This is a genomic window from Desulfuribacillus stibiiarsenatis, assembly GCF_001742305.1.
GTDB classification, from domain to species: Bacteria; Bacillota; Bacilli; order Desulfuribacillales; family Desulfuribacillaceae; genus Desulfuribacillus_A; species Desulfuribacillus_A stibiiarsenatis.
This window is the reverse complement of the sequence record NZ_MJAT01000004.1, coordinates 78,070-102,348: the sequence shown is the minus strand read 5'-3', so window position 1 is coordinate 102,348 and position 24,279 is coordinate 78,070. Positions and strand designations below refer to the sequence as shown.

The 24,279-nt window shown below is 40.1% G+C and carries 22 protein-coding genes and 1 pseudogene; 6 read left to right on the top strand and 17 right to left on the bottom strand.

Going from position 1 to position 24,279, the window contains the following annotated elements:
• Nucleotides 1–265 precede the first annotated feature (265 nt).
• Together BHU72_RS03490 and BHU72_RS03485 are read right to left on the bottom strand one after the other, a co-directional pair.
• Complete coding sequence (locus tag BHU72_RS03490) at nucleotides 266–592, bottom strand: P-II family nitrogen regulator (RefSeq protein WP_083248236.1); 327 nt, start codon at nucleotides 590–592, stop codon at nucleotides 266–268.
• A 30-nt stretch (nucleotides 593–622) separates the two neighbouring features.
• The gene (locus BHU72_RS03485) at nucleotides 623–1,651 is read right to left on the bottom strand and encodes a sodium-dependent bicarbonate transport family permease (RefSeq protein WP_069701248.1); all 1,029 of its coding nucleotides are present in this window, start codon (nucleotides 1,649–1,651) and stop codon (nucleotides 623–625) included.
• A 317-nt stretch (nucleotides 1,652–1,968) separates the two neighbouring features.
• On the opposite strand from BHU72_RS03485, the gene BHU72_RS03480 reads away from it, so the two are divergent.
• The 3 genes from BHU72_RS03480 (at nucleotide 1,969) to BHU72_RS03470 (ending at nucleotide 5,185) form a co-directional block, all read left to right on the top strand.
• Nucleotides 1,969–2,505: a LysM peptidoglycan-binding domain-containing protein gene (locus BHU72_RS03480; protein WP_083248235.1), complete on the top strand. Its 537-nt coding sequence runs from the start codon at nucleotides 1,969–1,971 to the stop codon at nucleotides 2,503–2,505.
• Between the two features lie 233 nt (nucleotides 2,506–2,738).
• Nucleotides 2,739–3,494 (top strand): M48 family metallopeptidase, encoded by a 756-nt coding sequence (locus BHU72_RS03475; RefSeq protein ID WP_069701247.1) that lies wholly within the window; start codon nucleotides 2,739–2,741, stop codon nucleotides 3,492–3,494.
• A gap of 134 nt (nucleotides 3,495–3,628) precedes the next feature.
• A complete protein-coding gene (locus tag BHU72_RS03470; RefSeq protein ID WP_069701246.1) occupies nucleotides 3,629–5,185 on the top strand; it encodes an ABC-F family ATP-binding cassette domain-containing protein in 1,557 nt (518 codons plus the stop codon).
• 79 nt (nucleotides 5,186–5,264) lie between these two features.
• Here BHU72_RS03470 and BHU72_RS03465 read toward each other — a convergent pair whose 3' ends face one another.
• The 12 genes from BHU72_RS03465 to metF form a co-directional block, all read right to left on the bottom strand.
• Complete coding sequence (locus BHU72_RS03465) at nucleotides 5,265–5,864, bottom strand: hypothetical protein (protein WP_069701245.1); 600 nt, start codon at nucleotides 5,862–5,864, stop codon at nucleotides 5,265–5,267.
• A 224-nt stretch (nucleotides 5,865–6,088) separates the two neighbouring features.
• On the bottom strand, nucleotides 6,089–6,610 hold the full coding sequence (locus BHU72_RS03460; RefSeq protein ID WP_069701244.1) for a hypothetical protein: 522 nt from the start codon (nucleotides 6,608–6,610) through the stop codon (nucleotides 6,089–6,091).
• Between the two features lie 89 nt (nucleotides 6,611–6,699).
• Complete coding sequence (locus BHU72_RS03455; RefSeq protein ID WP_069701243.1) at nucleotides 6,700–8,043, bottom strand: DEAD/DEAH box helicase; 1,344 nt, start codon at nucleotides 8,041–8,043, stop codon at nucleotides 6,700–6,702.
• Nucleotides 8,044–8,137: 94 nt separating this feature from the next.
• Nucleotides 8,138–8,752 (bottom strand): class I SAM-dependent methyltransferase, encoded by a 615-nt coding sequence (locus tag BHU72_RS03450; RefSeq protein ID WP_069701242.1) that lies wholly within the window; start codon nucleotides 8,750–8,752, stop codon nucleotides 8,138–8,140.
• A gap of 60 nt (nucleotides 8,753–8,812) precedes the next feature.
• Nucleotides 8,813–9,739, bottom strand: coding sequence for a DHH family phosphoesterase (locus BHU72_RS03445; RefSeq protein WP_069701241.1), 927 nt, complete (start codon nucleotides 9,737–9,739; stop codon nucleotides 8,813–8,815).
• A 68-nt stretch (nucleotides 9,740–9,807) separates the two neighbouring features.
• The gene (locus BHU72_RS03440; RefSeq protein ID WP_069701240.1) at nucleotides 9,808–12,342 is read right to left on the bottom strand and encodes a WG repeat-containing protein; all 2,535 of its coding nucleotides are present in this window, start codon (nucleotides 12,340–12,342) and stop codon (nucleotides 9,808–9,810) included.
• A gap of 164 nt (nucleotides 12,343–12,506) precedes the next feature.
• Nucleotides 12,507–13,121, bottom strand: coding sequence for an ABC transporter ATP-binding protein (locus tag BHU72_RS03435; protein WP_069701239.1), 615 nt, complete (start codon nucleotides 13,119–13,121; stop codon nucleotides 12,507–12,509).
• Nucleotides 13,111–14,034 (bottom strand): ABC transporter ATP-binding protein, encoded by a 924-nt coding sequence (locus BHU72_RS03430; RefSeq protein ID WP_069701238.1) that lies wholly within the window; start codon nucleotides 14,032–14,034, stop codon nucleotides 13,111–13,113. The genes BHU72_RS03435 and BHU72_RS03430 overlap by 11 nt, the downstream gene beginning before the upstream one ends.
• Before the next feature lie 310 nt (nucleotides 14,035–14,344).
• On the bottom strand, nucleotides 14,345–15,166 hold the full coding sequence (locus BHU72_RS03425) for an ABC transporter permease (RefSeq protein WP_069701237.1): 822 nt from the start codon (nucleotides 15,164–15,166) through the stop codon (nucleotides 14,345–14,347).
• Nucleotides 15,163–16,152 (bottom strand): ABC transporter permease, encoded by a 990-nt coding sequence (locus tag BHU72_RS03420; RefSeq protein ID WP_069701236.1) that lies wholly within the window; start codon nucleotides 16,150–16,152, stop codon nucleotides 15,163–15,165. The genes BHU72_RS03425 and BHU72_RS03420 overlap by 4 nt, the downstream gene beginning before the upstream one ends.
• Before the next feature lie 5 nt (nucleotides 16,153–16,157).
• Nucleotides 16,158–17,711, bottom strand: a complete 1,554-nt coding sequence (locus tag BHU72_RS03415; RefSeq protein ID WP_254006239.1) for an ABC transporter substrate-binding protein — start codon at nucleotides 17,709–17,711, stop codon at nucleotides 16,158–16,160.
• Between the two features lie 372 nt (nucleotides 17,712–18,083).
• Complete coding sequence (gene metF, locus BHU72_RS03405) at nucleotides 18,084–18,977, bottom strand: methylenetetrahydrofolate reductase [NAD(P)H] (protein WP_069701233.1); 894 nt, start codon at nucleotides 18,975–18,977, stop codon at nucleotides 18,084–18,086.
• A gap of 298 nt (nucleotides 18,978–19,275) precedes the next feature.
• Between metF and BHU72_RS03400 the strand changes: the two genes are divergently transcribed.
• From BHU72_RS03400 to BHU72_RS03390, 3 genes are read left to right on the top strand one after another with little or no spacing between them, the layout of a single operon-like run.
• Nucleotides 19,276–19,665: a GntR family transcriptional regulator gene (locus BHU72_RS03400; protein WP_069701232.1), complete on the top strand. Its 390-nt coding sequence runs from the start codon at nucleotides 19,276–19,278 to the stop codon at nucleotides 19,663–19,665.
• The gene (locus BHU72_RS03395) at nucleotides 19,658–20,557 is read left to right on the top strand and encodes an ABC transporter ATP-binding protein (protein WP_069701231.1); all 900 of its coding nucleotides are present in this window, start codon (nucleotides 19,658–19,660) and stop codon (nucleotides 20,555–20,557) included. Before BHU72_RS03400 ends, BHU72_RS03395 begins: the two co-directional genes overlap by 8 nt.
• A complete protein-coding gene (locus BHU72_RS03390; RefSeq protein ID WP_069701230.1) occupies nucleotides 20,532–22,556 on the top strand; it encodes a DUF6449 domain-containing protein in 2,025 nt (674 codons plus the stop codon). The genes BHU72_RS03395 and BHU72_RS03390 overlap by 26 nt, the downstream gene beginning before the upstream one ends.
• A 131-nt stretch (nucleotides 22,557–22,687) precedes the next feature.
• On the opposite strand, the gene rluF is transcribed toward BHU72_RS03390, so the two are convergent.
• From rluF to BHU72_RS16100, 3 genes and pseudogenes are all read right to left on the bottom strand, one after another.
• Nucleotides 22,688–23,377 carry a 23S rRNA pseudouridine(2604) synthase RluF gene (rluF, locus tag BHU72_RS03385; protein ID WP_069701229.1) on the bottom strand — a complete coding sequence of 230 codons (690 nt, stop codon included), beginning with the start codon at nucleotides 23,375–23,377 and terminating at the stop codon, nucleotides 22,688–22,690.
• Between the two features lie 68 nt (nucleotides 23,378–23,445).
• Complete coding sequence (locus BHU72_RS03380; protein WP_141709242.1) at nucleotides 23,446–23,952, bottom strand: BRO-N domain-containing protein; 507 nt, start codon at nucleotides 23,950–23,952, stop codon at nucleotides 23,446–23,448.
• A gap of 50 nt (nucleotides 23,953–24,002) precedes the next feature.
• Nucleotides 24,003–24,209 (bottom strand): annotated as a pseudogene (locus BHU72_RS16100) (IS110 family RNA-guided transposase); the annotation flags it as partial.
• Between the last annotated feature and the right edge of the window lie 70 nt (nucleotides 24,210–24,279).

Sequence of the window (24,279 nt, the reverse complement as noted above, 5' to 3'; positions counted from 1 at the left end):
AATTTATGCCGCGAAAGCCTGTTTATATGGGATAGTACCCTCTGGTAAAATACTGACGGCGGAAGCCAATAATGATCTAGTATCACTTCCGCCCAAGAAACGGGAGTCCAGAGGGTACAAGGGCCCCATGTCAACAGGACCGTGGAATAAATGGATTGAAGAGCATGAAAAAACGTCAACCATAACTAATGATTGACGCCATAATACTTTTGTTTTTTCTACTGTCTACTTGACAGGGGCATGTTCATTGGCAGAGTCCTTTTTTCTATTTCTTTTCAAAATGATTCTTTCGGACTACCTGAGTGTCCGTTACGTATACAATCCCTGAATATGTTTCGAAGATATCTTGTAATCCCTCGACAATTTCCATTGCATTCTCTTCCGAAACAACCGTTATAATCATAGCATTTTGCATCACATCTAACATGTTGATTGACTCTTCACGTATTCCTCTCGTCCCTTTTCCATCGACATTAGGGAAAATCGTATAGCCTACAGCACCACAGCTATCAATGAGCTTCGTTACCTTCTTCAACTGCGTTCTCTCAACTACAATTTCGACTTTCTTCATAGGAAAAAATGATATTGTCACAAAAACCCGCCCCTAACTTATTGGTGTCTTCTATTGATATAATAAACGACTCAGTGGCAATAACACAAACGGTATATTCACAATTACATTCAACGGAAATATAATCCCAAGGGATTGTCCAACATACAACGAAGGGTTAGCCTTTGGTAGAGCAGCACGACACGCAGCCGGAGCCGACACATATGAAGAAGAAGCACCTATAATAGCAACAAAGACCGCTAAATATGGATCAAAACCAATCGCCCAACCAATCAACAATAGCGCAGGACCAATGACAAATGGGAAAATAACCGCATACACAACAACCTTCCCCACTTGCTTGCGAATTTCCCACAGCTCTCCTAGTCGAGAGGCTGCAATCATACCCATTTCCATTAAGTATAGGCATAGCACACCTTTGAATAAACCATCAAATAAATTCATAACTTCCGTTGTAGACTTCGGCGAGAATACTCCTGAAATCACTCCAATAATGACACCAGCAATAATTAGAAAAACACCCTTGCCAGCAAGGCTTTCTAGTACAATCTTGCCAATTGTGTTATCGCTTTTTCCTTTCGTCGTTACACCGTCACGCGTAGCGAAAACAGTACCTAAAGTAATACCCGTAACTAGCGCAGGTACATCCATGAAAGGATACAGAACCACCGCAAACGGAATCTCTGTGTACGGCATTTCTGCCAAGAATGCAAGTCCTAGAATCATCGTCGCCGTACTAACAGCGCCGTTATGAACGGCAATGGCACCGGCATTGGTTGCGTCTAAACGAATCAATTTATACGTGACAAAGAACGCGACTACCGCAATCAACGCACCTGCAAGGGTTGCATATATCGTACTTGATACCAGCAGTGTTAACTGAGATGCATTATTCGCAATCGCATCGGCGACCTTCACTCCTCCTCCTAAGCCAATTGCAAGCAATAAGAAAATCATCATTCCCTGACTCATAGCAGGTGGGAACCGGATATCAGAGCGTAACCCGATGACTAGATAACCCAGAATAAAAAACAGGATGAACGGCGATAAAATTGCTGAAAGAATGACTGAGCTATCCATTGATTAACCTCCTTAAATTTCATCTATCCTATTCTATTAGATGCCTAGGACTCTTACAAGGACTATTTTTCAAGATGAATTCTGCGTTACATTTATAGCCCTGTAAAAAAATTATTAAGATAACTTATTTCGCCTGTACCCCTTGTGGTGAAGCTTGGCGTCACTATAGAGTGGGAGTCTTAGTAAACGCCGCTGAGATCAAATTTATCCTGAAAATAATTCACATTAATGCATTCCATTTAATATCATGTAGTATTCCGAGATATGCAAACACCTATTGCAACCTATCGGAAGTATATTGAATGGAGGCATTTTGCATGTATTACACATATGACGACCATAGTCATAAAGATAAAAAGACTGACTATTGTAAAATGGGAGTGCCATACGTTATCCGCTCTGGGGACACGATTTTCCTATTATCTAAGCGTTTCCATATTCCTATGGATAACATCCTACATTTCAACCCTAAGATAGATCCAGATAACTTACAAATCGGGCAAACTATTTGCCTGCCACTTGATCCATGTCCAGAAAACCAAAGCTATACAATTCAAGCAGGTGATACGTTCTATCGTCTAGCAAACCGTTATGGCTTATCTGTCGATGCAATCGTTCGAGCAAATCCAAATGTAAATCCAGATGCTTTACAAATTGGTCAAAAGATATGTATGCCAAAACCAATTCCAGTTCACTGCCCTTCCGACCGTTACTATATTGTGCAGCCTGGCGATACTTTATATAAAATCGCAACTCGATATAACGTTACCGTCGAGTCTATCATGGCTAATCTAAATCCTCATATCGTCGACCCGAACCGTATTCCTGTAGGCTTAGTGATCTGCATTCCGTAAGATTTGGAAATTCTTCACTAACTATAGGGCAAACCTTTACTTATGTATAGTAAAAATACCGTAATCGCACCAATCGATTATGGTTTTTTTCTATTGTTCATTGTAAGCTTACTATATACCTTATGATTCAATATAGTTTATCGACTTATGATATCTTATACTATTGATGCCTTATATTTTTGTCATGCAGATGCTTATCTTACGCTTCGGGCTGTTTACAAAGGAGTAACTTAATGACTACAACCATCCAATACAGAGACACGACCATTCCGTATATTTTAATCAAAAAGCCTATAATTAAAAATATCACTATCTCCATTGATCCTACGAAAGGTGTTACCGTCACAGCGCCAAGGAGCATTACCATGGAGTCGCTGAATAGCGTCTTGCAAAAGAAAAGCTCTTGGATCGCCAAAAAACTATCTGCAATTCAGCAAGCAACGCAATTAATCGATTCGAAACAATATATCACTGGCGAGCTATTTCCTTACTTAGGTGAAGACTATCCGTTAACAATTCTCCCCCAGACAGTCCGTCCTTTGTCGCAATCAAAGAAAAAGCCTTCCCTCGTATTTCAGGACAAGCATTTCTATGTTGCCATCCCTCCTGATCTGACAAAGTACGAGCGGACTGAAACAATCAAATGCTTATTGAAGCAGTGGTATATCTTACAAGGTCAGACAATATTGAAGGACCGCCTAGAATTATACTGCCCCTTAATGCATGTACAACCAAAGAGCGTTACTTTTAAAGAACAGAAAAAGCGTTGGGGCTCTTGCACAAGTAATGGCGTGATCTATTTAAACTGGCGCTTAATGACGGCGCCCTTACCACTACTTGATTATGTACTAGTCCATGAACTAGCACACCTTAAGCATATGAACCATTCTAAGGATTTTTGGAGCTTTGTTCAAACAATCATTCCTGACTATAAGCAGAAACGTAAATCTTTAAAGGATTTTGGGATACAATTATTAAGCATCTATTAATCTGCAATTCTACCCAATATAAAACCATTTATTAGTCCGCCAATATCGTATATAATGTATGGGCATGTCTAAAAAAATCGTTCAAGCATTGACGCTTTATAAAATATGAAACTGAAAATAGAAAGGGTTCGATTATGAGTATCTTAACGGTAAAAAATCTCAGCCACGGTTTTGGAGACCGAGCAATTTTTAATGACGTTTCCTTCCGTCTTTTAAAAGGTGAGCACGTTGGCTTAATTGGAGCAAACGGCGAAGGAAAATCCACATTTATGAATATTATTACTGGTACGTTTGAGCCTGATGCTGGAACAATCGAATGGGCGAAACGCGTACGTGTTGGATACCTCGATCAACACACAAAACTTGAGCAAGGTATGACCATCCGCGATGCTCTTAGAGGGGCATTTCAATACCTGTTTGATTTAGAAACAGAAATGAACCTAATCTGCGAAAAGATGGGCGACGCAACACCAGAGGAACTAGAAAAGATGCTAGAGGATATGGGTAATATTCAGGATATCCTTACAAGTAACGACTTCTATATTATTGACTCTAAAGTTGAGGAAATTGGGAGAGCCCTTGGTTTAAGCAGCATCGGACTCGATCGTGAAGTTCAAGACCTAAGTGGTGGTCAACGTACAAAAGTATTGTTGGCAAAATTACTGCTAGAAAAACCAGACATCCTTTTATTAGACGAGCCTACTAACTATCTAGATGAATCTCACATTGATTGGTTACGACGCTATTTACAAGAATACGAGAACGCTTTTATCTTGATTTCTCATGACATTCCGTTCTTAAACAGTGTTATTAACTTAATCTACCACATGGAGAATCAATGCTTAGATCGTTATGTCGGCGACTACGATAACTTCATGAATATTTATGAATCGAAGAAATCGCAGCTAGAGTCAGCTTACAAAAAACAACAACAAGAAATCGACGAATTAAAAGATTTTGTTGCTCGTAACAAGGCGCGCGTTTCCACTAGAAACATGGCAATGTCGAGACAGAAGAAACTTGATAAGATGGATGTTATTGAGCTAGCGAAGGAAAAGCCAAAGCCAGAATTTAAGTTCTTACCTGCACGAGCAACCGGCAAGATGATCTTTGAAACGAAGGATTTAGTGATCGGATACGATGCTCCACTTTCATCACCATTGAACTTATATATGGAGCGCGGCCAAAAGATTGCATTAGTAGGAGCCAATGGTCTAGGTAAGACAACTCTGTTAAAAAGCATTCTCGGTCTGATTCCAGCATATTCCGGAGACGTTCAGCTCGGTGATTATCTACACCTTGGATATTTTGAGCAGGAAATCCGTGAAGCGAATTATAAGACATGCATCGAAGAAGTGTGGCAAGAGTTCCCGGCAATGGAGCAACGTGAAATCCGTGCTGCCTTAGCAAAATGTGGACTTACTACAAAGCACATCGAAAGCAAAGTTGTCGTACTAAGTGGTGGAGAACAAGCGAAAGTGCGCTTGTGCAAGCTTATCAATAAAGAGACGAACCTATTATTACTAGACGAGCCTACCAACCATTTAGACGTGGATGCGAAGGAAGAATTAAAGCGCGCATTGAAGGAATACAAGGGTAGTATTCTCCTCATCTGCCACGAACCAGAATTTTACCGTGATGTGGTAACCCATGTATGGAATTGCGAAGAATGGACGACTAAGGTAGTTTAAATTTATGGATATATGAAAAGAGTTTGGTAACCAGCATGTCTGGATACCAAACTTCTTTTATTGCCAATAATCTAGCAATCTATTTAATTTTTGTCTTTTCTTTAAGAACAGATATACTTAACTCTTTATTGATAAAAGTATCGCTTATTACCTTGTTTTTTGTTTTGATTCTTAAATGGTCATCTCCTACGATATATTCATAAGGATGAATTGCGGGGTAAAAATTATTAAATACTTTATCTTTGTTAAGAAATAATACTACTTTCTCCCCAATTATCGGTTGATAATAATAGTCATCCACTATCTCATTTTCTAACCCTATTATTTTATCTGAATAACTATATAATAAATTTACCAATATTCTACTTTTATCAATACCTTTTATATATTCATCAACTTTAAAATCATATAGTCTACCTGTTACTACTACGTCATCTGCACCTTTTTTCCTATCCTTACTTCTTGCCATATTCCAACTTTCTTGAAAGTTAGTATACTCACCAATTACAACATATTCTACAGAGCTAATTATATCATCAATATTATTAGAAACTGGCTGATCTTGAGAGACAATTATTTTTCTTGAATTATTAGTTTTGTTGTTTTCATACATTATTGAGCTAGTTATAAGCAGTAAGCTAGAGCAGCCGATTAATAAAAACACAAAAAACTTTTTCAAAATATGCGCCTCCAAATTATTTATACAAATTATTAACACCCCTTTATATCATCTGTTTTAGGGGTGTAAGTTAGAGTTTTATAGCTTACTTTTATATTGAAAGAGTACCCATGTATTGCCTATCGTTGATTTTCTTACAATACAAAAAATAATACCCTATTACTCTTCGAGTAATAGGGGCAAATTCGACCTCTATAATGTTAAATGCTGCTACTAATATTAGCCTAAATAAACTTAATTTCTGATGAAATGACCTTCCATTGGCCATTTTCAAATTTAATTTTGGCTTCCATCGGGTTAATCTCCATGCCGCCGCGGAATTTCGTGCCATGTATCAACCATTCATTCTCACCGATTTCTTCTGCTTCTTCTAATGTTAGATAAACGCCTTCCAATGAATACGTCTCCTGGCTAAACAATCCTTGGTTGACTAATTCCTCAAATGTCATTTCTTTGATTTCAGCGTTGTATTTCTTTAGGTGATTCTTAATGTATTGCTCTTCCTCTTCAGTGATTTCTGGCAATACAACATCTAAAGCTATATACTGCATTCCTTCATTGACATGTTTATCAATCTCCATATACGCATCAAGTGCTAAGGCATAGACTGCTCCCATATTATCGACATCTTGAAACGGATCCGTTTTCGTATTTGTATTCAATACTCCACCACAAGCAGTGAGTAACAGCACTGGTAAAACGAGTATTACCAATACCATTGTTTTATTTTTCAATATATTTCTCATACAATCAATCATCCTTTTTTGATTATTTCTGAGAGTTAAGACGTTGGAGATTGATAGAATGTTTCACTAATTTTCTCTAATAAGGAAATTCAACGAGAACCTTTTCTGCGCTCTTTATTCCTTTGGATATTCTTTGCTCGTCTTTCATCATACGTCATCGTAGGGCTTTCTGTTTTATTTCTCCCACTAGCTCGTTGTGGTTTTATTCGATTGGTTCCCTGATTAGCACTTCGATTAGCACTTCGGTTGGCACTCTGATTATCACCATCAGGTCGTTGGCTTCGTTGCTGCTGCATACTTTGTTCTTTTGGCAACTGAACCTTATGCCGCTCTACTTGCATATCAATGCCCTTCTCGATAATGTCCAAGTACATCTTATCTTTAGGTGCGACAAGCGTGATGGCTAACCCCTTGCCACCAGCTCTTCCCGTTCGCCCGATACGATGAATATAGCTTTCTGTATCATGAGGGATATCATAGTTGAATACGTGTGTCACTCCTTCTACGTCAAGGCCACGAGCCGCCACATCTGTGGCCACGAGTAATTGCAGTTTCGCGTCACGGAAGCTTTTCATGACTGACTCACGTTTTGCTTGCGATAAATCCCCATGTAGCTCGTCCGATGCGTAACCAAATCCAATCAATGCTTCGTTTAGGGTGCTAGCTCTACGTTTCGTACGACAAAATATAATTGCCATGTACGGTCTATATTGTTCGATGAGCTGTCGGAGGGTTGCTTGTTTCGCACGGTCGGTAGTTTCAATCACTAATTGCTTAATATCTTTGACCGTGATTTGTGTTGTTTTTACACGGATATCCTCTGGTTTAATCATATATTTTTTCGCTAGTGAGCGGATCTGTTGCGGCATGGTAGCAGAGAAAAGCATCGTTTGCCGATCGTCTGATAGCTCATGCATAATATCCTCGACTTCTGGTAGGAATCCCATATGTAACATTTGATCTGCTTCATCGAGTACCAGCATTTTAACTGTATGTAGTTGAATCGATCCTCTTCGCACATGATCTAACAATCTACCAGGTGTTGCGACTACCACGTGTTGAGCGCCCTTTAACTTCTTCAATTGCGCCTCTACATCTTGTCCACCATACACCGATAGAACGTTTAGACCTTCTAAATTCTCAATCATCTTTTTAATCTCTGTTGTAATTTGAATCGCTAACTCCCGAGTTGGTGTGACGATTAATGCTTGTACATGACTGCTTTCAATATCAATCTTTTCTAATATTGGTAGTACAAAAGCTAATGTTTTGCCCGTACCTGTTTGCGCTTGAGCGATTACGTCTTTCCCGTCTAAAATTACAGGAATTGCACGTTGTTGAATAGGTGTAGGCTTTACAAGGCCATGCGCCTTTAATGCATGACATATTGCGCTTTGAATTCCTAAGGCTTTAAAATCTGTCAGTGGATTCATCCTCATTTCTTACATTTATATATTTTATTATAGCTAGCTCATTTCTTCCCTGTAGGGTTACTAATGAATTACTAATGTTCTCTGCTATTCTTTATTATTTTGTGCAAACTGCCATACCAATATAATACTTTACACCTTCTCTTTGCGTTTTCTCAAAGGTTACACCCCTCTGATAGTAGAACTCTACGGATGAGAAAGCTGTAAATAACTCTTCAAATTCCTGCTGTGTAAGCTGATGCACATGAAAAGGCTCCGTCGTTGGTTTCCCTCTGCCTTGTCCGAAAGGACTTGAAATAATAAACTTCCCTCCTGGGGAAAGCATCTGGTATACGTTTTCAATAAATTGTTGGTCATCCTCAATATGCTCCACTGTTTCGAAACTGATAATCGTCTCAAACATTCCCAGTTGTTCCGGAAGGTTCGGATCGGTACAATCCCCTACTCGAAACTCGATCTTGGGATGATTATATTCTCGGTTCGCATATCGGATTGTGATAGGGTCAATGTCAACTCCGATCACCTCCGTCACTTCTCGTTTCCGTTCTTTCGCAATCATGTGGCATCCGTAGCCTGCTCCACATGCGATATCAAGGACTCTACCATATATATAAGGAGTAGCAAAATAATATCTTGCCAAATGCTCTAGTAGCATTCCGTTGGTTGGCTTCATAAGTTTAGGGACGACTCTTTCTTCCGTTAACTCTAACATCGTACACCTCCTCAACATGGCAAAAACAGTCCCACGATCGCGAGACTGTTATCACCGTTCTTATTTATCTTGAATTTTCTCAATAATTTCCGCTAAGATTTGATCCGCTGATTCATTGGCTATCTGGCAAGTTCCCGCATTATTATGTCCGCCACCGCCGTACTGTAGCATGATTTCTCCAATGTTCACTTGAGAAGATCTGTCGAAAATCGACTTACCTACAGTGAATACAGTGTTTTGCTTCTTTAAGCCCCATAGTACATGGATTGATATATTGCACTCAGGGAACAATGCATACGGCACGAAACGGTTACCAGGGTAGATAATCTCTTCGTCCTTTAAGTGAATGACAAGGACATTGCCATGAACTTTTGAATTGTTGCGAAGCTGCTCTTTAAACATTTCTTCGTATTGGAAAAACAAATCTACACGCTCTTTGACATCTGGTAGCTGTAAGATGTCTTCGATTGGCTTATCTTTGCAATAATCAATTAACTGCATCATGAGCTCATAGTTCGAAATTCGGAAATCACGGAAACGACCTAACCCCGTACGTGCATCCATTAGAAAGCTTAAAAGCTCCCAGCCTTGTGGGTGGATGACGTCCTCCATGGAGAACTGCGCAGAATCTGCTTTATCAACCGCCAAAATCATTTCTTCAGAAATGTTCGGGAAACGGACTTTGCCACCGTAATAATTATACACTACACGAGCAGCCGAAGGTGCGTCCGCGTCGATAATATGATTATTGCGTTGTCCACCCACACGTATCGTCTCGCTTAAATGGTGGTCAAATGCTAAATAAACACCTTCCACATACGGAAGATTCGTTGAAATGTCGCGGTTAGAAACCTCAATGATGCCATCCTGCATATCCTTCGGATGCACAAACTTAATATCGTCAATTAAATCCATCTCTTTAAGTAGTACCGCGCACACAAGCCCGTCAAAATCGCTGCGTGTAATTAACCGAAATTTCTCACTCATAACGTTCCTCCTGAATCCATTTTAATAAATTATATCAACATTCTCTATTGTAAGCAATTTATATTGTTTTATGATTCATTGGTATTTGGCTTTTTAGGAAAATGGAATGATCTCCAGAAGTCACCTTTTTTATTAATGATTGTGTCGATTTCCGTGAATGGTATTCTAAATGTAGGGAATCCCGCTGCATATGGCGCAATTTCGTATGGTGCGAAATATACGTAAAGAGCTTTCAGATCTATATAGAACGGATGATTCGTGAAAATTCCTTTGTAAGTGCCTGGGAACACATACGAATACTCTGGATCGTTCTTAATCTGTTCCTCGACAATATCACTTAAGACCTTTACATAGTCACTATTTGCTTTGAATAAATCACCTAATCGGTAAAAGGCACCAGTTTTCAAATCTATGTTCGCATAGGTCTTATTTGGCATTCCATGGGCAGCACCGAACGGATATTCATAACCGTTTAGCTCTAAGACTAGTAAATCTTTTCTGAAAAATTCTACTGCAAAGTCCCCTGTGTAATTATAGTCGAGCTTAACATCTGGTTTAATCGGTTTAATTTGCGATAACTCCTGCAGCCTTTTATTGATTTTGCTCTGCACTGCCGGCTTTTGTACGCCTTCTACTTGTGGATAGTATACTAAATAATCCTTATTCGGTTTATACTTTTTCTCTATCACTCGATATGGTGGTGTTAAAGGAATTATATTGTTCTCTTTCCATACCAATTCCCCTGCACGGTTAATGAAGTACACCCTCATATCCATGATTACTTTGATTAGATTTCCGCATTCCATTAAGACGAGGGAGCCACAACCATCAATGATTGGCAAATCCTCCGCTATGGTTCCGTCGGTTTTAATGAAGAACGTCTTATGCCCGTCATTGACCGAGGCAACACCCATTTTATAATCTAATACGTTGTAATACTGAAACTCTGTCAGTAGCTTACCGTCCACTGTCGCAATCGCATACACTGAGCCTTGGTATGGCGCTTCTGCATCAATTGCCTTACCTAAAGCCAACCGGCCCTCTCCTAGCTCTATAATATCGTTATATTCTGGCTGAACTATAAACTTACCCGTCTTATCAATCAGTCCATAACGGTTCGTGTAATTATCGGACGCATTTACTATCGCACGGCCATTCTCAAAAGGTAACGCACCTGAAAATCTAGGCTCAATAATTATCGTACCCTTTTCATCGATATATCCATATTTCCCGTCCATAGTTGCTTTATATCCCATCATTCCGTCTCCGATAGGACCCACGAAAGCAAATGGATAGGTCTGATATAGCTCCCCATTACGACCAATTAATGCAAACTCGTTCTCGCTCTTTTGCACGACTGTTTTTCCGTTTTTAAAGGAGTATGCTGTCATAAACTGCGGTTGAATGACAACTTGACCTTCCCGATTTAAGTACCCATTGCGGAAATCTCCATCGCCATTCTTCGCAGTAAATACTGCTCGATCCTCAGAGAAGTTATCAATATAATCATACGATTCAGAAGTGTAAACCTTGCCCGTCTCATCAATCACTTTATAGCCTTGGTGGTCAGATACAACGGCGCGCTGTTCTGCAAACTCCGAAATCATGCTATATTTCGGTTCCACGACGAAGTTGCCTGTTTCATCGATCAATCCGTTCAAATTATCCACTTGTACAACGGCTAATCCATTGCATTGAAAGTCCATGGCATATTCATACCGAGGCTCTATGATGTAGTTCCCTTCAGTATTGATATATCCCCACTTCTGGCCGGCTGTGGTTTTTACGGATACAGCATAGCCCTGTATCGCCCTGTCGTTCACTTCACACATTTCTTCCATAGCTTCTTCTTGTGCGCAATCTATAGGTTCTTTGCTTAAGATTCTTCTCTTTAAATCTTTGGCAGTTTCTTCTGAAGGATATGGGCTATCAAATTGCAAGACTCGCTCAATAGATGCTAATGCCTGCCCTCCCATTCCTGCCCTATATTGGCTCTCCGCTAGATAATACCAGTACACTTGGGAATCTGGCATTTCTTTTACTAGATTCTGATAATAGTCTACTAGACCTTTGTAGTAATGCTGTACACCGTTCGTCGCAAGTACAAGCTTACCGTCTGACCATTGATAGACATCGACTAGATATGCCTCACCAGTATCATGCATCCATAATGCTATACGGTCTACGTCTCCGCAGGAAACCTGTTTTCTCACAATATCTAGGCAACTGAATATAACCGGTGTTGTAAGTGTGTTCTGAAGTCTATGATTCTTCCATTCATAGATTGCAAGCTCAGACCAATTCGTCCCCATTTGCCAGCCGATAATAATATTGCAAGCATTACAGTTTGAGATTGGCGCTGAACCTAAATAGCTTATGGCATAGCCTTTTCCTTTTACATTTGCAATCACACGCCACTGTGGAAAAGTACATTTCAATACAATGATATACATTTCGTTTTGTAATCGGTAGCCTGCTACTACCTCTGCATATCCATCACCATCAACATCTGCTAATTGTATAGCCGGCTGTTGATTGGCATAAATTAATTGACCCCCGTTTGGTAAAAACATTTGAACAAGAGACACATATTTCTCAAACATTTATAGACCTCCCATAATAATAATTTCAAAACTCCATCTGAACACAAGTCTTTTATATAATATGGGTGAAACGCCTAAGTGTTCCAATCTACAGCTAACTTATACTTTTCTGACAGCAAAAAAAGCCCCTGAAAGGAGCTCTGGCATTATCTATGTAGTCTCTATTAAGCCTGATTGATTTTTTGTAAATCTACAACTCTAGTACTCATTCTATTGATTAGATGTTTGTCATGACTGATAACAATCAAGCCCATCTTGCGTTGTTTTACAATATCTAACACCGTATGCCAAATTTGAGCTTGTGTCACAGCGTCTAGCATTGTTGTCATCTCATCCGCAATTAAAAGCTTGGTTTGTGGTCCTAAAGCCCTCGCTACACAGAACCTTTGCAATTCTCCACCGGACAACTCATTGGGCCAGCGAGATAACCATTCTTCTTCAATCCCTAGAGATGTTAGCAATTCCTGATTAGGAGACCATCCCTCCGTTAGAATTTCTTTCATCTTCCACCGTGGGTTCACGGCTTTCTCCGGATGCTGCAATACAATTTGAATCGGATGGTACCCTTGAAACTGTTGGTATGGCTTCCCCTGAAATGTTAGCTGCCCTTCATGTGGCTGCAAGTACCCCGCAAGAATCCGACCTAAGGTTGTCTTTCCATATCCGCTAGGTCCAACGAGTCCAACGATTTCGCCTTCCTCAACATGCATGCTAACGTCCTTTAATACCCAGCGATCCTTACGATATCGATATCCAATATGCTTCGCATCAACAAGCATGATTACACCTCACAAGGCCGCCCCGTAGTTCCCGTGTATCTGGACGATTGCTGATACACTCATGAGAAAAGCATTTGCATCTTGGTTGGAATAAGCATCCCTCAGGTAATTGATTCGGCATTGGCTGAGACCCTCCTATCGGTTGGAACCCGTTTTGCGGCAACGCTTTCCATAGCGCTTTACTATACGGATGTCTCAATCCTTCTCCATCATTCGTAAAATCTGCTACAGGTGCAACCTCTAACGTAGTTCCTGCATAGAACACAGCAATTTTATCCGCAATTTGTAAAGCCATCTCAATATCGTGCGAGATTAGAATCACAGCTTTTCCCTGATTTGCAAGCTCTCGGAAGCTTCCCATAGCTTCTTGAATGACCTTATCGTCTAACCCTGGAGTTGGTTCATCGGCAATAATCACCTCTGCCCCACTTACTATGGCTGTAGAAACTAATACTCTTCTAGCCATGCCACCAGATAATTGAAATGGATACATAGCCTCTACATGGGGTGCTAGATTTTGTCTTTCGAATGCTTTTCGCTGCGCAGCAATAGCATCGCCATGATTTACTGCCGTTTGTACTTGCTTGCCAACCTTCATCAAAGGATCTAGAAAATTCACTGACTGAGGAATGAATGCAATTTCTTTCCCCCTCAGGTCTTGTTGACGTTCCTGCGTAAGTCGTTTGCCTTTATATAAGATTTGTCCCCCAACCTGTGCGTTGTTAGGCAAAATACCTAGAATTGCATGTGCGAGCAAACTCTTACCAGAGCCACTAGAGCCAATAATAGCAAGTATCTCGCCTTTTTCTACCGATACATTTAGGTTGTTAATGACTTGAAGATTCTGTTGTCGAAGGCCGCTTGTATACTGTATAAATGAAACGGATAAATCCTTTACCTCTAATATCGGCATATTACACCTCCCGAACATTTGGCATTCATCACTATATCCTTATATGAATCGTTACATATCCCATTTTATCTCAGCGGCGTTTACTAATACTCCCACTTCTACAGAATGGTTCTTCTATTTTTAAATAGTTAGAACCATTACGTACCTGAGGTGAAAGCGGGAGAGAAGTGCCGCCAAGCTTTACCCACAAGGGGCACAGGCGAAATAAGTGCAACTAGAGTTCTGGTAGAGTAACATCCGTTTTCGTAAGGTTTTACCTTACAGAAAACTGGGTACTCTTGAGTAAAACTCCATCTGAACTAAGTTTTCTTTATTCATGGGCACTATGTGGATCAATCAACAATCGTATGTTTTCCCCTAAACTATCAAAGGCACGCACAATAACAAGTAATGCAAAACCTGGAAAAAATGCAAGCCACCACATACCCGTCGATAAATATCGCATTGATTCCGACAAAATAATTCCGATTGCCGGTTGCTGAGCTGACAACCCAAATCCTAAAAACGTAACCGCTGCTTCATGCAGAATCGCATGGGGAAACAGCAACAATAAACCGACAAAGAACTGTGGAATCAAATGAGGCACAATATGTTTTGTCGTAATCCACCATCGAGATTTCCCTAGCACACGCGATACTTGGATATAATCAGCAGCGCGAAGCTGCATGACCTCTGCACGAATGACCCTCGTCAAGCTAGGCCAGTGGGTAAGTGCGACCCCGATTACTACGCCTTTAATTCCCCCGCCTAGTACAAAAGCTATCAATATTAATGTTACCAGATGTGGTACGCTTAGGAACAAATCGATAAGCCAAGAAATAAAGCTATCAACCACCTTACCCATCGTAGCAGATATTACTCCTAAGGTGATGGCTATGATGGCACTAGCTGTCGCTGCTAATAAACCGATACCAATACTTAAGGTTAGCCCTTTGACGGTTCTCGTAAGCATATCTCTTCCTAGCCAGTCCGTGCCGAATAAATGCTCTAGGGACGGGGCAGAATTGCGGATTTCTAAGTTAGTAGCAATTCTTTCCTCACTTAATAACCAGCCACTAATAATTACGGATAAAAGTAATGTACCCATTAAGATCACAGTAAGAATCGTTTTTTGACGACGATTTAGTCTCATATAGACTCTCCTTCCCGGATCCGCGGATCGACTATTCTATATATGATGTCTGCTATTAAATTCCCAACAAAAACAAACACAGCACTAAATACGACAATCCCTAACAAGAGAGGGATATCCCCTCGAAGCCCGGCATCGGAAATCGTCTTCCCAAGCCCAGGATAGGAGAATACCTGCTCCGCTAGTACTGCACCTCCAAATAGTTCGCTAAAAGATGCAAACTGTAGAGAAATCGCTGGGAACGCTATGTTCCGTAACCCGTGACGTCGGAATAAGACCCATCCCTTTTCTCCTCGCGCCTTAGCAAAAAGCACGTAGTCTGATGTCAGTACTTCCACGAGTTTCTGACGTGTATGTAGTGCTACATTGGCCACCCCAAGTACGCTTAGTGTAAGAGCTGGAAGTACTAAATGGCGAATTCGGTCTACAAACGTGACATCTTCCACCAAAACACCCGCAGGTACACTTAGCCCTATTGGAAACCAATCAAGCCATACAGAAAATACAATAAGAAATAGAAGGCCCAGCCAAAAAGTTGGCGTTGATGCAAGGGTATAGCAATACCAACGGATCACCTTATCAACCCAAGTGCCTTGCTTCATCCCAGCAACTACTCCTAATACGAAGCCAAATAGACCCGATAGCACCCAAGCTGTGCCCATAAGTGCCAATGAAGCTAAAAACCGCTCTCCAATCACATCAAGTACTGGTTGGCGATATATCATCGATGTTCCAAAATCCCCTTGGAGCACGGCAGATCCCCAACGAAGAAATTGCTGAAGAGGAGGCTGGTCCAGCCCCCAATATTCAGCAATTTTGGCGCGTTGTTCCGGTCCTACCGTCATCATGTCTGCCCCCACATAGGCCTGTATTGGGTCTATCGGGGAAGCGGCTACTAAGAGAAACGAAAATACACAAATCGCACCAATTAACGTTACAAATCTTATGCTTTTATAGCCAATGAATTGAAGCCATTGTTTATTCATATCGATTAATCAATCCAATTCCATTCTACTATGTTATCGGTAATCGGCCAGCCATGACCGTGCGGTTGAATTTTATGGGCACCGATGTTTAATTTTTCATTCACAAGATATAGGTGATTGATGTTCACTAACCATGCCCAAGGAGCGTCACCCTTAGCACTTAACCCTGTCTCCCCATCCCATTGCGCCTTCTTCCAGTACTCATTGGCTTCTTGCTCAGTTGTCGCTCTTAACGCTTTGTTCATGTAATCTTCGACTACAGGGTTCCCGTAATAACCAGTATTGTACCAAGAAACTCCCTTTGTTGTACTACTATATAGATTATACATTTCAATAGGATTATGGCTACCCCATCCAAATAATACTGCATTGGAGTGCATCATCTTCCCGATATCATCCCAGCTCTTACCCTCTGCTTTAATATTAATGCCTAATGGCTTAATCATATCTGATACTGCTAATGCTAAGGATTGACGTGTTTGGTCGCTAGCTGGATATACTAGCACGAATTCTGCTTTCAATCCATTCTTCTCTACTATACCATCACTATTACTATCCGCCCATCCACCATCTGCTAGAATTTTCTTTGCTCCATCCATGTCTGCATCTTTGATTACTGCATCCTTATTCCACCACGGAAGTTTATCCACAGATGTATAGGCAGGTGTCCCTTGCCCTTCCAGTACGCCACTCACTAAAGCTTTACGGTCTATTGCGATATTGATTGCTTTGCGAATCGCAGCATCAGCCGTTACGTCATTCCCCACTGGCAACCCTTCCGCCGTTTTCTGTCCAGAAGCAACAAATGGGAACATAATACCACGGTTATCGACGCTTTCTAGTGTTTCAAGCTTCATTCCAGTTACTGCTTGCTTGCTAAACCCTGCTTGAATATAACTTACATCTACTTGACCAGCCTTTGCAGACGCGAATGCTGCATCTTCACTTAAGAATAAAAACGTTAACTTCTTAAACTTTGGCTTCTCGCCGTAATATTCAGGGTTTACTTCTACTATTATCTGCTGCCCCTTATCCCACTGAACAAACTTGAATGGTCCCGAACCGATTGGTTGCTGTGCATAGTTGTCATTGTGGGCATGCTTCGGTACTATCCCTGTTGTTAATAATTGATTTATAAACGTTGATTGTGACTCTTTCAGTTCGAAAACAATAGTAGACTCGTTAACAGCTTTCACACTCTTTAAGTTGTTCAAGTCAATTACAGAACCACTGTCTCGCGTGGTTTCAAAGGTATATACCACATCATCCGCACTTAGTGGCTTACCATCAGAGAATTTCACATCTTTACGGATGTTCACAGTCCAAACTAGACCATCGCTACTTACTTCGTATCCAGTTGCTAAATCGTTAGTAATTTTTAAATCTTTATCGTATTTTAATAGTGTACTCTGAAATAATGGCGAACCATATCTACCCCATCCATTCGTAGGGTCAAAACCATCCTCAGGCTCTGAACCAATGGCAAGAATCAACTCATCCTTCTTCACTTCTTGTTTAGGCTGTGTTCCTGTAGCATTCTTCTTGCCACATCCAGTCATGAATACTGATACTACCATGATACCTACTAATAAAAGAATGACCCATTTTTTGTTTTTCATAGACTCTAATTCCCTCTCTTTTTGTGTTATTCCTAGATTACTAGACAGACTTCTAACTTCTAACTGCCAACTTCTAACTTCTAACTTCTAGCTTTAAATTCACTTGTTTAATGTTTTTACTTTTAGACACAAATAAACCACGAGGATACAAACCTTGCCAATGGCAGGGTCTATATAAACCTTCGTGGTTTTTAATAACAACTTCATGTTGTTTGTTCGTAATTACAATTATATAATGACTTTCGGCTATGTCAATCATATTTTTCAACTTCACTTTTTAGCCTTGAACCTCTATCTAATCATTTATTTACATTAAGCTTTCGTATTTAAGAAACCTCTTATCGTTGTAAGCCCACTGATAATTTCCTTCGTAGGTGCCGGCTTGTTCATTGTATACAGATGGATCCCATCAATTCCCCAAGACAATAAATCTATCATTTGTTCCTTCGCATATGCTAGTCCAGCTTCTGCTAACGATTCAGGACTATGCTCGTATTTGCTTAGAATGCGCAAAAACTTCTCTGGCATCTTGCATCCTGTTAGAGAGACAATTTTCTCTACCTGGTTCTTGTTCAGGACTGGTAGAATACCCGCTAGAACCGGTACGTTAATGTTATACTTCTGGGTTTGCTCCATGAAACGATAGAAGATTTCATTATCGAAGAACAATTGCGTGATTAAGAAGTCGGCACCCGCTTCCACTTTACGTTTTAAGAATAATAGATCATCCTCTTCGCTTTTCGCTTCCGGGTGCTTCTCTGGATAACATGCACCACCTACGCAAAAGTCCCCATACTGCTTAATATGTTCAATTAAATCAATAGAGCTTTTATAGTATTTCGGATTTTGGAAGTCTTCTGGAGACGCATTCTGAGGGTAATCGCCCCGGAGCGCTAAGATATTCTTAACTCCCTTTTCCTTTAGCGCCCCTAGTGTGTTCTCAATATCTTCTTTGGTAGAGGTTAGGCACGTTAAATGAGCTAATGCTGACAGGTTGTACTTCTCTGTAATATAGGACGCAATATCTACGGTATTATCCTTCGTACTTCCCCCAGCTCCATAAGTCACACTTATAAAATCAGGGTTAATGTTTACTAAATCATCGATGGTTTGGTAAATCGTATCAATCGGAAATTCTTTTTTTGGCGGGAATATCTCAAAGGATATAAGTGGCTTTTTTTCTTTTAATTTATCGCAAATGAACATGTACGTCACCTCTTTGGGATTATGGAATAAATGCTTGAATCTTCATATGGAGCAATCACCACTTAGAATGAAGTGGAAATTTACTGAATAATAAGAATTTGATAGTTTTTTAATTATACTAGATTTTTTTTGCAAAAGACAGTTGCAATTTCAAATTCCACATATTATAATCACTGTATTACGAGTTATAACACAGTTAGTTCTGTTAATGTTGCAGTAATAACTAAACCACATTGAGCGTTAATAGATCTATTTGCTCTATTACTTTTATTAGTTCAATTGGAAAGGGGGATATTTTATGTTTCAGTTAGATGTACGAAGTCGCATACCGATTTATGAGCAACTAATCGATAAGTTAAAAGAACTTATTATTCGCGAAGTTATGAAGCCCGATTCACAGCTACCATCCGTTAGAGTCTTAGCACAGGAGTTAACGATTAACCCGAATACGATTCAAAAGGCTTACCGCGAACTTGAATACCAAGGCTTTATTTATTCAGTTCCTGGCAAAGGTAGCTTCGTTGCGCCGCAGTCTAACACGATGAATCTAGAGAAGGTGAAGAAAATGAAGAGCGATCTAATTAAGCTGATTTCCGAAGCGATGTATTTAGGGATTGATAAAGAGGAAATCTTGTCATGTATTTCCATAGCGGAACAAAGTGTCAAAGGAGGGGATTCGAATGATTGAGGTTGTCAGCATAAAAAAGAAGTTTGATTCTATGGAAGCTGTGAAAGACGTTTCCCTTCATATTGATAAAGGGTCTATCTATGGACTACTCGGTTCAAATGGTGCTGGCAAAACTACACTACTTAAAATCATTGCAGGCATATACAAACAAGACTCGGGAGAAGTACTGATTGGCGGAGAACCAATTTTTGAAAACGTGGAAAAGAAGCAACGCACGATTTTTCTAGCAGACCTACTGTACTTCTTCCCAAATGCAACGATTAAACAAATGGCTGATTTCTATCGCAGTATTTATACTTCGTGGAATGATGAACGCTTTCAAAAACTTAAGGAAGCCTTCCCAATTGATCTGAATAAAAAAATAGAGCGCATGTCAAAAGGTATGCAGCGTCAGGTTGCATTTTGGCTTACTCTTTCTGCTATGCCTGACGTACTTATTTTAGATGAACCTCTAGATGGTTTAGACGCGGTTATGCGTCAAAAGGTGAAGAACCTGCTCGTGCAAGATGTAGCAGAACGCGGCATGACGATTCTCATATCGTCTCACAACCTGCGCGAAGTTGAAGATTTATGCGATCATGTAGGAATTCTTCATGATGGGACATTGATGATTGAGAAGGATCTGGATGATCTTAAATCTGATGTGCATAAGGTCCAATTGGCATTCAAGAACACACCTCCTCCTGCATTCTTTGAAGCATTAGACATTTTGTATAAAGAAGAACGTGGAAGTGTATTCCTATATATCGTTCGCGGTAAGAAAGACTTATTAGTATCCCATATTGAGAATTATAAACCGATTATCTTTGACCTTTTACCATTAACGCTTGAGGAAATCTTTATTTATGAAATGAGGGATGTAGGCTATGCTATCGAAAACATTATCGTTTAACCGAGGAATCTTTAAGCAGACGTTCAGAAATGTTGGCTGGGTTGGCATTGCTTATCTCATCGCTTTGTTATTTTCACTCCCTCTACATTTATTAATGGCTTATAGTAGAGACCCAAAGCACTGGCTTCAACATCACTATATAACATCGAAAAGTCTATTTACTATCTCTGAACCATTCCAAATTATGCTATTTTGGACTGTCCCTGTTATATTAGCTATCTTTCTATTCCGCTATATACAAGCAAAGCTTCCAGCGGATTATATGCATAGTTTGCCAATCAAGAGAGCATCTCTATTTAATCAGCATGTGCTATATGGAATCTTAATTCTAGTCATCCCTGTCATCATTACGGCTATTGTCCTATTTATGTCGCGCGGGTTCTTCCAAGCATATGAACTGCTTTCGTTAGCAAACATTTTGCATTGGGTAGGCATTACTATACTATTGAATTTATTTATTTTTTTCGCGGGAATCTTTGTTGCAATGTTTACAGGTATGTCCGTCCTGCATGCAGCATTAACGTATGTGTTGTTATTCTTCCCTGCAGGGATCACACTGCTTTCGATGATGAATGTGAAATATTATTTACTGGGCTTTAGTGTGAATTACCATATGTCACAGAATTTAGAGCGTTTAGTCGCTTTAGTTCGTGCCACCCAGCTTGTGCACAGTCCGTTAACTACAAAAGAAATCATTGTATACAGCTTAATCATCGTAGCCTTTTATTTCGTTTCATTGTTTGTCTATCAAAAACGTAATATCGAAGCCGCATCACAAGCAATCGCATTTGGTCCATTGCGCCCAGTTTTTAAGTATGGTGTTGCCTTTTGTGCGATGCTCCTCGGTGGATTGTATTTCGGTGAAACGCAAGGGAATATTTTCGAATGGATTATTTTTGGATATGTGGCAGGTTCGGTATTTGGTTACTTCTTGGCCGAAATGCTGTTAGAAAAAACCTGGCGTGTGTTTAATAAGTGGAAAGGATATGTGGCGTTTGTCCTCGTTATGGTTGTCGTAGGTGTTCTGCTTCAACAAGATATCACTGGTTTTGAACGACGAGTACCGGATACGAAAGATATTACCAAAGTTTATTTTTCCGATAACATCTACCAATTAAGCAATGATCCTTATAAGCATGATAAAGCCACACCAATATACGATGACTTAAACGAGCGTTTTGCTAGACAGCTGTTTTTCTATGAGGACCCTCATTCCATAGAACTAATTCATAATATTCATCAAAGCGTCATTGCTGACCAAAACGTTACCTTTGACCGTAGAAAACAACTACGTGTAATTGCCATTGGGTATGAGCTAACAAACGGGAAAAGACTAGTTCGCGAATACACGGTTCCTTTTGATGCATACGTCCAATATCTACAACCCGTCGTAGCAACGGAAGAATATAAGTTGAATAACTACCCGCTCTTAAGAATCAATGATAGCGAGGGAGTAAGTAGCATTATTTTTAACTCAAACCGCATGGCTAAGCGTTTAGTAATTAACGACCCGCAAGAGATCGCCGAGCTATTTAGCATTTTCCAACAGGAAATGAGAAACGAAACCTCCACGCAAAGTCTTGATCCAAAAGAAGGCTGGGCATATGTCGAATTTACTTGGGATAACATCAAACGCATGGATATTACATGGAGAAAATCCCAGCTTGAAGTCGAGCAGTGGTTAGAAGAAAAGGGCTATCTCGAGCAAGCTCGACCAACTGCAAAGGACTACTCCCATGCAATTGTACTAAAGAAGAGTCCAGGGGAAGATGTCTATCAGATGATCAAAGGCGATACCGCTGAATTCCTGAATAATCATCCTGGCACCTTACGAATCGAGAACAAGGAGCAGCTTGAGGAATGCCTGCGTTATACGACTTGGCATTATGAGGGTACTTACGTGATTGCACTATTCCATAACGGAGAATCTTACCCTTCCATTGAAATGTTTAAAGATTCTGAAGTGCCACAATTTATTATCGATCATTTCGAAAAATAGCCACTAACGCAATGGCCTATACAGTGATTACGAAACAAGTAATCCACTATATAGGCCTTTATATTTTAGTATTTTATTTTTGTTTCTCATTTATTTTTTTGTTTCTCATTTTATTTTTTTATATTGTTTTTTTATTTCAGCAGCGACTGTAGCTTGTTAAATTCCTGTAACGTCAAATCACGCCACTGCCCAATAGGCAAATCCCCAAGTTTAATATTCATAATTCTTATCCGCTCCAATTTAAACACGCGATAACCGAAAGCTTTACACATTCGTCGAATTTGACGATTTAACCCTTGTGTCAAAATAATACGGAATACATAATTTCCGACACGCGTTACCTTACATTTTTTCGTAACTGTCCCTAAGATTTCAACACCACCTGCCATCCCTTTAAGAAATTCGTCTGTTACTGGCTTGTCCACAGTTACAATGTATTCCTTCTCATGGTTATTCTCGGAACGTAGAATACGGTTCACGATATCTCCATCGTTAGTAAGTAATATTAACCCCTGGGAATCCTTATCTAATCGGCCAATTGGGAAGATTCGTTGCGGATGATTGACAAAGTCGATGATATTTCCTTTGATTCGAGATTCAGCAGTACAAGTAATCCCTACTGGTTTATTGAGCGCTATATACACTAATTCTTCCGTCGATTGAATTGGTTTGCCGTCTACGCACACGACATCGCCGTCTTGGACCTGACTGCCTAGCTCGCAAGGTTCCCCATTGATAGTAATACGTCTTGCCTCTACCAAACGGTCGGCTTCTCTTCGAGAGCAGTACCCAGTGGAGACCATATATTTATTAATTCTCATGTAATATCCCTTCTTCTCGTCTCTAAATCTTTCAAGTGACTTTAGATAGTATATTACAATATTCCTTGTCAACAAAGCAACTCACTAATATGTTTCGTTTCATCCGTTAACTCATCGCGGACTGCGATGCCACGCATACGTTTTTCAATCCAATCATCGCTGTACCCTTTCATTTTATAGGTTTCTCTAATCCGCTGAGTGGCAAGCTCTGGATTTTCAATTTCTTCAAGCCTTTCATAACCGACTTGAGCCAGCCAGCGTTTGAACGGCTCCGCTTTTTGAGAAGGAATCGTTTGAATTATTCTCAGTAAAACTTCTGCATTTGCACAATCTGTGAGATATTTCTTGCCATCAGAAGCTTCCATTTTCAGTTGTACGATAAAATCGTACAACTGAATAAAACCTTCTTTTTTCAGCTTTCTTTTCAGGTCACTCCAATATCTTCTTGGATTATCTGTGTCTGTGAGAATTTCTACAACATCTATTATCGAAAAATACCATTTCTGCTCATCATCATTCCATAATGACCGCACTTTCTTTGATTCAAAAAGTTTTATATTGCTTATGCCCCACACTCTTTACATATTTTTCTACGATTTTATCATATGAGTTTTCCTTTGGATAGCTAATACGGCCTGTATTCCGTCTTGTTCTTCATCATACCGTACACGATATTCACCAGCCGCCGCATGATGCAGACCAAAGCCTGCGATTTCGTCTTGCCTTCGCTGATTTTGCGAAGGAAATGGGTGCGGAATATAGGGTTGTAAGACTTTCCTTTTGTTGAAACAGCCACCATTGTTACAGCAAGGAAGTAAAATAAGCCGTGCAGCTCTGAAGTGACCCCGTAGAAGTGACAGATTCGTTTATGGAACTCATTAAAGAAATCCCAATATACGTCT